The sequence below is a fragment of the uncultured Fibrobacter sp. genome, assembly GCF_947305105.1.
Lineage (GTDB): Bacteria > Fibrobacterota > Fibrobacteria > Fibrobacterales > Fibrobacteraceae > Fibrobacter.
Map to the genome: position 1 here is coordinate 1 of NZ_CAMZCS010000059.1, position 7,964 is coordinate 7,964.

Annotated in this window: 9 protein-coding genes; 3 read left to right on the top strand and 6 right to left on the bottom strand. The window is 51.4% G+C overall.

Translation table 11 applies throughout. The features are described 5' to 3' along the window. The 4 genes from htpG to queC form a co-directional block, all read right to left on the bottom strand. Nucleotides 1-1,204 (bottom strand): molecular chaperone HtpG (gene htpG / locus Q0Y46_RS14565; RefSeq protein ID WP_297948502.1); only part of this gene is annotated, 1,204 nt, incomplete at its 3' end. 246 nt (nt 1,205-1,450) lie between these two features. After that, complete coding sequence (locus Q0Y46_RS14570) at nt 1,451-2,134, bottom strand: radical SAM protein (RefSeq protein ID WP_297948504.1); 684 nt, start codon at nt 2,132-2,134, stop codon at nt 1,451-1,453. Nucleotides 2,135-2,148: 14 nt separating this feature from the next. Then, nucleotides 2,149-2,478 (bottom strand): 6-carboxytetrahydropterin synthase QueD, encoded by a 330-nt coding sequence (gene queD / locus Q0Y46_RS14575; protein ID WP_295680453.1) that lies wholly within the window; start codon nt 2,476-2,478, stop codon nt 2,149-2,151. A 1-nt stretch (nt 2,479) separates the two neighbouring features. After that, nucleotides 2,480-3,133, bottom strand: coding sequence for a 7-cyano-7-deazaguanine synthase QueC (gene queC, locus Q0Y46_RS14580; RefSeq protein ID WP_297948507.1), 654 nt, complete (start codon nt 3,131-3,133; stop codon nt 2,480-2,482). 112 nt (nt 3,134-3,245) lie between these two features. Between queC and tatA the strand changes: the two genes are divergently transcribed. Then, on the top strand, nt 3,246-3,440 hold the full coding sequence (tatA, locus tag Q0Y46_RS14585) for a twin-arginine translocase TatA/TatE family subunit (RefSeq protein WP_295680458.1): 195 nt from the start codon (nt 3,246-3,248) through the stop codon (nt 3,438-3,440). A 13-nt stretch (nt 3,441-3,453) separates the two neighbouring features. Further along, nucleotides 3,454-4,179, top strand: a complete 726-nt coding sequence (tatC, locus tag Q0Y46_RS14590; protein ID WP_297948509.1) for a twin-arginine translocase subunit TatC — start codon at nt 3,454-3,456, stop codon at nt 4,177-4,179. Here tatC and Q0Y46_RS14595 read toward each other — a convergent pair. Together Q0Y46_RS14595 and Q0Y46_RS14600 are read right to left on the bottom strand one after the other, a co-directional pair. Then, complete coding sequence (locus Q0Y46_RS14595) at nt 4,176-5,927, bottom strand: FISUMP domain-containing protein (RefSeq protein WP_297948514.1); 1,752 nt, start codon at nt 5,925-5,927, stop codon at nt 4,176-4,178. The two genes, tatC and Q0Y46_RS14595, sit on opposite strands and share 4 nt — an antisense overlap. Nucleotides 5,928-6,050: 123 nt before the next feature. Next, nucleotides 6,051-6,899, bottom strand: a complete 849-nt coding sequence (locus tag Q0Y46_RS14600; RefSeq protein WP_297948511.1) for an undecaprenyl-diphosphate phosphatase — start codon at nt 6,897-6,899, stop codon at nt 6,051-6,053. A 135-nt stretch (nt 6,900-7,034) separates the two neighbouring features. Here Q0Y46_RS14600 and Q0Y46_RS14605 point away from each other — a divergent pair, with 135 nt between their 5' ends. Then, nucleotides 7,035-7,763: a polysaccharide deacetylase family protein gene (locus Q0Y46_RS14605; RefSeq protein WP_295680465.1), complete on the top strand. Its 729-nt coding sequence runs from the start codon at nt 7,035-7,037 to the stop codon at nt 7,761-7,763. Nucleotides 7,764-7,964: the final 201 nt, after the last annotated feature.

The window sequence follows — 7,964 nt, forward strand, 5'->3', positions numbered from 1 at the left end:
GCAACTTCTTGAGTTCGTCAAGATGTTCCCAGTTCATGTAGAAGCCTTCCTTCAACACCATGCCGAGTTCGCGCCACCAGGCGTTGTACTTGGCGGCATCCTTGTCGGCCATGTTCTGCAGGGAGTCGAGCACCTTCTTGATCACATGCTTACGGATGTTGGTGATAATCTTGTTATTCTGCAAGATTTCACGGGATACGTTCAGCGGCAAGTCTTCGCTGTCGACCACACCGCGTACAAAGCGCAGCCACGGCGGCAGCAGGTCCTTGCAATCGTCCATGATAAAGACTTTCTTCACATAGAGCTTCAGGCCATGCAAAGCGTCATTGTGCCAAATGTTGAACGGGGCCTTCGACGGGATGTACACAAGGCTCCAGAATTCCTGGGAACCTTCGGCGTGGCTGTGGCTCCAGGCGGCCGGTTCGTCAGCTTCGTGGCTGATGACGTTGTAGAAATCCTTGTACTGTTCTTCGGTGACTTCCTTTTCGCTCTGGCGCCACAAGGCCTGCTTTTCGTTCAGGCGTTCTTCGGGCTTTTCTTCGAGTTCGCCCTTGTCGTTCTTGGTGGCTTCGGGGTGGAAGTAGATGCCGTAGCTAACAAAGCCGCTGTACTTCTGGACAATGTCCTTGATTTTCCATTCGCTCGCGAAATCTTCGGCGTCTTCGTCATCCTTTAGGTACAAAGTAATCTTGGTGCCGACCTTGTCGAGCGGGGCTTCAGAAATCTCGAAGTCGCCCGTGCCTTCGGAGGCCCACAGGTAACCCTGCTTCTCGCCAGCCTTGAGCGTCAGCACTTCGACCTTTTTGGCGACCATGAACACGGAGTAGAAACCCACACCGAATTGGCCAATCAAATCGACACTGCCCTTGTCGCCTTCCTTGAGGTTCTTGATGAAGTTCTTTGTGCCGCTACGAGCGATGGTGCCGAGGCAGTTGATCAAGTCTTCCTTGTTCATGCCGATACCGTTGTCTTCGACAACGATGCGCTTGCCTTCCTTGTTCACCGAGATATCGATGCGGAGCTGCGTGCCCATCGGGAGCAAGTCGGCGTTCGAGAGCGAGAGGAAACGGCGCTTGTCGAGTGCGTCCGCCGCGTTCGAAACGAGCTCGCGCAGGAAGATTTCCTTGTTGCTGTAAAGGGAATTGATCATCAAGTTCAGCATGTCGCGAACTTCGGTCTGGAACTCCATCTTTTCTGTTGCCATTTTAATCTCCTATTTAGGTCGCACTTCGTGCTCTGGGGTCGCTACGCTTTGAGGTCGGGGCGTTGCCCCTTTGAGGTAGAGAGCGTGCACTCCGTTCACGAAGTCTTTATGTTAAAATTTGAAGCGGCATTGGACCTTGTTTTGTTTCAAAATGAAACAAAACGGTTGCCTTGCCTTGTTTTCGCTGTAGTAGATGCAAGAACCGTGCCAAAATGGAGTTAATCGGTAATTGCGGCCAAGAATCTTTTAAACGCCGCGGCGGTCCGGATCCCAAACGATTTTGTGCAATTGCACCTGAAAGCGGGCGTTGTTTTGCGTCATGGTCTTGCTGTTCAGCATCCATTCCACAATTTGTTCGTTCGGAATAGTGCCGTAAACGGGGGAGATAAAGATGTGCGGCATGCTGCTGGGCTGGTGTTTGGGCGACTCGGATAGTTGTGCCACGACAGATTCGGCTTCTTGCAAATCTTCGGTGCTCCCGACCACGAATTTCAGCACGTCTCCGTTACAGAGCGTTTGCATGTTCTGGAGTTTCATTTTGCTTGACATTCCGCTGCTTTTGCATTTCCAGTCCATTGTGTAGAACAGTCCAGGGAGCCTCCATTTGCAGGGAACAGTCCCGTTCGTTTCAACATTGACTTTGAAGCCATCTTCGCTGAATTTCGTGAGCAAATCCTCGATGCCTTCGTGAATCAAGGGCTCTCCGCCAGTGAGTGTCACGCAGTCCACGCCGCTTTTGAGACGGTGTGATCCAACTGCGGCAAGAATCTCTCCGACATTCATTTGTGTGTAGTCGCTGCCTTCGACGGCGTACATGGAATCGCAATAGGAACAACGTAAGTTACAGCCGTGCAACCGAACGAAAACGGCCGCAAGCCCTGTACGGAGACCTTCGCCCTCGATGCTCTTGAATATTTCGCAGACTTTCATGACGGGGTTTGCCCCTAGCGTTCGTATTCGACGGTGTTGCCTTCGCTTTCTTGGATTTGCACCTTGTAGCAGTGCGGCACTTGCTCGCAAACCCAGCGGGCCATGTTTTCGGCGGTGGGGTTGAAATCCACCACGTCGTTCAAAAACTGGTGATCCAGCTTGCCGTGGACGATTTCTTTGATTCGCGAAAAGTCGACAACCATGCCGTTCTCGTCAAGCGTTTCGGATTGGCAGAACACCGTAATGATCCAATTGTGACCGTGGAGCCCACGGCATTTACTTTCGTACGGGAGGGAGAGCTTGTGGGCCCCGGAGATTTCGATGCGCTTGATGACTCTGTACATGCTAAGCCTCGTATTCTGTAGTGTCGTTGATGCCTGCTTCGGCGAGGGCGGCTTTGCGTTCCAGGCAGGTTGCACATTTGCCGCAATGGATTTTTCCGCCTTTATAGCATGACCAGGTTTCGCTGTAGTCAATGCCGAGCGTTTTGCCTTTGCGGGCGATGTCTGCTTTAGATATGTTCGTGTACGGCGCATCGATGGTGATGCCTGCATAAGTCCCTGCGGCAATCGCTGCGGACATGTTTTTCACGAATTCTTCGCGGCAGTCCGGGTAAATTGCGTGGTCGCCAAAATGGTTCGCCATCATCACTTTCGCGAGGTTCCGGCTTTCGGCAAGGCCTGCGGCAACGGATAGCATGATGCCGTTTCGGAACGGGACGACCGTGGATTTCATGTTCTCGGAGGAATAGTCTCCTTCGGGAATGGCATCTGCACCAGACAACAGGGACGACGTAAAGTAGTCGTGCATGAATTTGAGTGGGAGGGTGATGTGCGGAATCCCCAGTTTTTCGCAATGGAAGCGTGCAAAGGGAATTTCGTTGTCGTTGTGGTTGCTGCCGTAATCGAACGAGACGGCAAGGGCAATCTCGGCGGCGCGTTCGTAAAGCAGGGTCGTACTGTCCATTCCACCGGACAAGACCAGCAATGCGTCTTTCATAGGGGCTCCTAGTTTTGTTTAAAGTCAGGATGGGTTTCGAACTGACTAGGGGGAAATATAGAAACTCTTTTTTAGGGAAATATGTTATATTTCAAGGAAAAGGTAGGTAATCATGTCCATAGGAATCCCTGAAATCATCTTGATTGTCGTGGTGGTGCTTTTGCTTTTCGGAGCAAAGCGCATTCCTGAACTGGCTCGTTCGCTCGGGAAAGCCCAGAACGAATACAAGAAGGCGAAGGATGCTCTGAAGGAAGAAGCCGAGGATTTGCAGAAGACTGTAGAGAAGGCGGCAGAAAAAGAGAATTGAGCTCGGTTGCTCTATGCCGGAACAAGAAAATTCACTTGTGTCGCATCTGGAGGCTCTGCGGCGTGCGTTAATCCGTTCGCTTGTGGCGCTCGCTATTGGGATTGTCCCGATTTTTTTTGTATCCCCGTATGTTCTGGGCTGGTTTTGTGAACAAATTGCCTTGCAGGGCGGGATAACGCTCCATTATTTTTCGCCGATGGAAGTGTTCCTGTTGCAGGTGAAAATTTCGGCGCTCCTGGATTGTGTGCTGTTTTCTCCCTATATTGCATGGAATATGTGGCAGTTCGTGTTGCCGGCACTTTATGATAAAGAAAAACGCTTTGTCCGTTCGATTGCCGTATTGACCAGCTTGTTGTTCGTGGCGGGTGTGTCTTTTTGCCTGATTGTGTGCTTCCCGCTTGTTGTTCGGTTTGGGATGAGTTTTGCAGGCGATATGCTGATGCCTGTGTTCGGGATTTCGAACTTGGTGTCGCTTGCACTTTGGCTTTCGTTTGCGTTCGGTTGTATGTTCCAGTTCCCGTTAGTGACCTATGCGCTCATCCGTGGTGGAATTGTGAGCTACGAAACGGTTTGCAACAAGCGCCCGTATGTGGTTGTGGGAATCCTGTTGTTGGCCGCACTCCTCACGCCTCCAGATGTGGTGAGCCAGCTGATTCTCGGAATGCCGACGTATCTTTTGTTTGAAACAGGACTTTTGGCGGCTCGGCCATATAAAGGCCGCGAACAGAAGGAATCCTAGTCTAAGGGTTCCTTGTTCTTTACACAGCGGATGGGCAGGGCCAAGGTCCCGTCAAAACCGCTCTCGTCAGCGAAACCGGCAGAATTTACATCGAAGCGTAAACCCGATGCCGATTCACAATTTTCGGCGGGGCATTCGCTACGTGAACTTGTCCACAGGTAGGCTTGTTCGCCGGCTTGTTCGCTGGGTGTGTAGCCATTCGCGGGGAGGGTGCAGTAACCTGTAGGGAGTGCCGAGAAACCGTATTCATCGGTGCCGTTGCCGTTTTTCCATCCGGTGGATGCTTTCAACAGCCTGCCTGCGGTTTTGTTGCCTCCTGCCGATTCGACCAATGCCTTGAATTCTGTATCGCTGGGCAGGTGCCAACCTTCGGGGCATGCGTTCTGTGCGGCGTTCCAGGAGTACATCCTGCCTTGTTCGGCACAGTTTTCGGTCATGCCGTCATAGCAGCAACTTTCGGTTGTCTCGTACCTCAAGTTTTCTGCCATCCATGTCTGGTCGTTGATTTTTACGGTCTTGTAAGTTTGTCCGTCACGCGGATCGACCATGAAATCGCCTTTGACGCAACGCACGAAATGGTAGTCGTCGCTGCAGAGCATCGCTTCGCAGTAGTCGCTGCCGCCAAAGCGGTAGTGCCTGAGCTTTTTTACTTCGACATTGCCGTTGTCGTCTGGCCAAAGAGGAATGTTCTTTGCATCCAGTGTCCAGTAAGATGAAAATGCGAAGAATTCGGCATGGTCTTCGGCACATTCGCCTTCGTAATAATGGCGGGTCAAGGTGGAAATGTTCAACCCGTAGGCGTCAGTGGGGTAGAAGAACATTTCTACATCCGTTGGGAAAACTTGATCTCCTCCGAGATTGCCGTATTCGTATATGGCGTAGAAAGGTTTCTGGTTCGAGGTCGCGAAAAAGTCGTCGAAAGATGCAGATGGGGGGAGCTCCGATTTTAGTTTAAGGAATTCGGATGCCTTGGGGAGACGCCAACCGCTTGGGCAAATTCCGTTGTTGATATCCGCTTCGGGGTATTCAAGGCCTGCGTCTGCAGGTAGGGGCCTTTGTTTTTTCCAACGGGGGTTCGTAAATGTCCGGCTTCCTGGAGTTTTGTATTGCAAGTCTTGTGCCATCCAGGTTTGTTCATCGATCTTGACGGTGTTGTATTTTTTCCCGTCACGTGGGTCAGTCATTTTTCCCATTTCGAATTTACGCGGAACCTTGGTGAATCCCCAAAACTTGACTTTGGTGATAAACACGTCTTCCCATTTTCTTCCTGGGTAAATGTCTTCGATTTCGATGATTATCTTACGCACATTTTCGAGGGGCTTGTCAAAAACGATGATGTCGGCATGGGTCTTTTTGTAACCGTCCCATTTGGGCTTTGCAAGTACGACTTTTTTGACAAGGTTGTCTTTTGTGTTCAAGTAAATCTTTATGTGCTTTGCGAGGCTGTTGTTCTCGTAAGCGGCCGAGTCGCTCAGGTTCCCGTTGAACAAGGTGATGACGCTAACCTGTTGGGCCCCCATGGTGAATTCTAGCGTGATGGGCCTGTCTTGGTACGTGGCACCCCATGTCTGGTAGAAGGGGTGCACGTTTTTTTTCATGATCATGTTTTCGGGCCTGTAAGTGTTCTTGCCTTTGTCTAGCAAAGTCGAGGAGGCCTTGGCATTGTCAATAGGGATGGATGTGATTGCATGGGAAAGCGAAAAGCCTGCTACAAGGACCATTATTATCGGTATCGTAATTAATTTCATCACGCGACCCAATATATGTTTTTTTTATCGAATCAAACTCTATGCGATAAGACAAAACAATGATTTTTTATCAATGAAAATTACTGGAGCCTATGTTGAATCCATCGGCTGGGCAAATTGGGATTACAGGAAAATCAATCCCAGGATGCCCACGGCCCACACGTACCAGGCGAAGTGCTGGAACTTGCCCTTCTGCACGAAGTTCATGAGCCACTTGAGGGCGATGATGCCGAAGATGAAGGCAACGACCATGCCCACGAGGAGTTCCGGTGTGAAGCTGCCAGCATCGGCACACTGGGCGGCTTTTTCGGGATTTTCCAAGGCCATCTGGGCGACCTTCTCGACGTTCTGGCACTTGAACCACTTGAGCACATCGAGCAATGCAGCGCCACCCACGGCAGGGATGCTCATGAGGAAACTGAATTCGCCGGCGTATTTGCGGTTCACGCCCATGAACATCATGGCGCTGATGGTGGAGCCGCTGCGGCTGATGCCCGGGATGCAGGCGATGCCCTGCACGGTGCCGGTCACGAGGGCTCGCCACCAGTTCATCTTGACCCCTTCGTTATCCGGATGCTTGGCGCCCGTGGGGCCCCACTGCGAAGTGAAAAGCAGAAGACCGGTGAAGAGTTCGGCGACGCAAACGGCGCGCGGGTTTTCGAACAGGCCTTCGAGCAAGTCCTTGAAACCGAGGCCGATGAGTGCGGTCGGGATGGAGGCAAGGATGATGTAGCCCGCTTCCTTGAGCTGGTCGCGGTCACGGCGGATGCAGCCCACGATGATGTCGGTAATCTTCTTGTGGAACACGACGAAGATGGAAAGCAATGTTCCAGCGTGGAGCATGATGTCGAAAAACATGCCCGCTTCGTTCATGCCTAAAAGTTCGTGCCCGAGTACGAGGTGACCAGAGCTGGAGATGGGGAGAAATTCGGCGAGACCCTGCAACAGGCCCAAGATGATAGATTCGAACATAGTAGGGTAAATGTAGTTTTTAGTAGGAAGTGGGAAGTAGGAAGTAGGAAGTTATTTGGCGATTTTTACCGTCTACTTCCTACTGCCTACTGTCTACTGCCTACTTCCTACTCATTTTTTATTATCTTCTCTACTATGGCTAGCAAATTTCTTCTCTGTTTTCACGATTTCAGCGTCTGGAACTACCGGAAGGTGACCCCGATTCTCGAGGAACTCCGGGATTTGGCGGGTGCGCCCTTCAGCGTTCTTGTCATCCCGGATACGGAGAAGGCTTCGCCCGAGGCGGTGCAGGGTTTTCGCGAGACGCTTCTCCAGCTAAAAAACGAAGGCTTCGAGCTGGCGCTACACGGCTACAAGCACAGGGCAGAATTTAGCCAGGGCCGCAGTTACATGGGGCTCATCGGTATGAACCTCACTCATGGCGAAGCCGAATTTGCAGGACTCAGCGAATATGAATCCAGCAGGCTTTTGCAAGCGGGGCTCGATGCTTGGCACAATCTGTTCGGTGATTCTGAAAAAGGAACTTCGCAAAATCCAGTTGCCTTTGTTCCGCCGACCTGGTATAGCAATGCTTACTTGCCGTCGCAAGTCCATGCCGCAAAAATGTTGTACGAAGACCGCTGGTCGCTTACTTCGGCAAGGGGCAGGCGCTATTTGTCCCCGGTTGTCAGTTTTGCTGGAATTCCCAAGGCTTTGGAAAATTTAGCCTTTGCTTGGGGACGGATGATGTTTAAATGCCCGATTGGTGTTGCTCGACTAGTAATTCATCCGTCGGATTTTCCCCGATTGGGTGACAAAATCCATGACCTTGTCCGCATTGGGCTTGGGGCTCAGCGGAAATTGGCACTTTATAAAGATTTATAAAAAAATAAGAAGCAAAAAAAGAAATCCCCCGAAAGGGGGATTTCTCGTTTATTAAGGATTTGGGGGAGAGTTAGAATCCGCCCATGCCGCCCATCTGGCTCATGTCGAATCCGCCCATGCCGCCCATCTGGCTCATGTCGAATCCACCCATGCCGCCCATGTCGCCGCCACCGAAGCCGCCCATCTGGCTCATGTCGAATC

Coding starts and splice junctions, on each gene's coding strand:
- Q0Y46_RS14570 (WP_297948504.1), bottom strand. CDS start 2,134: ATGAAAGTCTGCGAAATATTCAAGAGCATCGAGGGCGAAGGTCTCCGT.
- queD (WP_295680453.1), bottom strand. CDS start 2,478: ATGTACAGAGTCATCAAGCGCATCGAAATCTCCGGGGCCCACAAGCTC.
- queC (WP_297948507.1), bottom strand. CDS start 3,133: ATGAAAGACGCATTGCTGGTCTTGTCCGGTGGAATGGACAGTACGACC.
- tatA (WP_295680458.1), top strand. CDS start 3,246: ATGTCCATAGGAATCCCTGAAATCATCTTGATTGTCGTGGTGGTGCTT.
- tatC (WP_297948509.1), top strand. CDS start 3,454: ATGCCGGAACAAGAAAATTCACTTGTGTCGCATCTGGAGGCTCTGCGG.
- Q0Y46_RS14595 (WP_297948514.1), bottom strand. CDS start 5,927: ATGAAATTAATTACGATACCGATAATAATGGTCCTTGTAGCAGGCTTT.
- Q0Y46_RS14600 (WP_297948511.1), bottom strand. CDS start 6,899: ATGTTCGAATCTATCATCTTGGGCCTGTTGCAGGGTCTCGCCGAATTT.
- Q0Y46_RS14605 (WP_295680465.1), top strand. CDS start 7,035: ATGGCTAGCAAATTTCTTCTCTGTTTTCACGATTTCAGCGTCTGGAAC.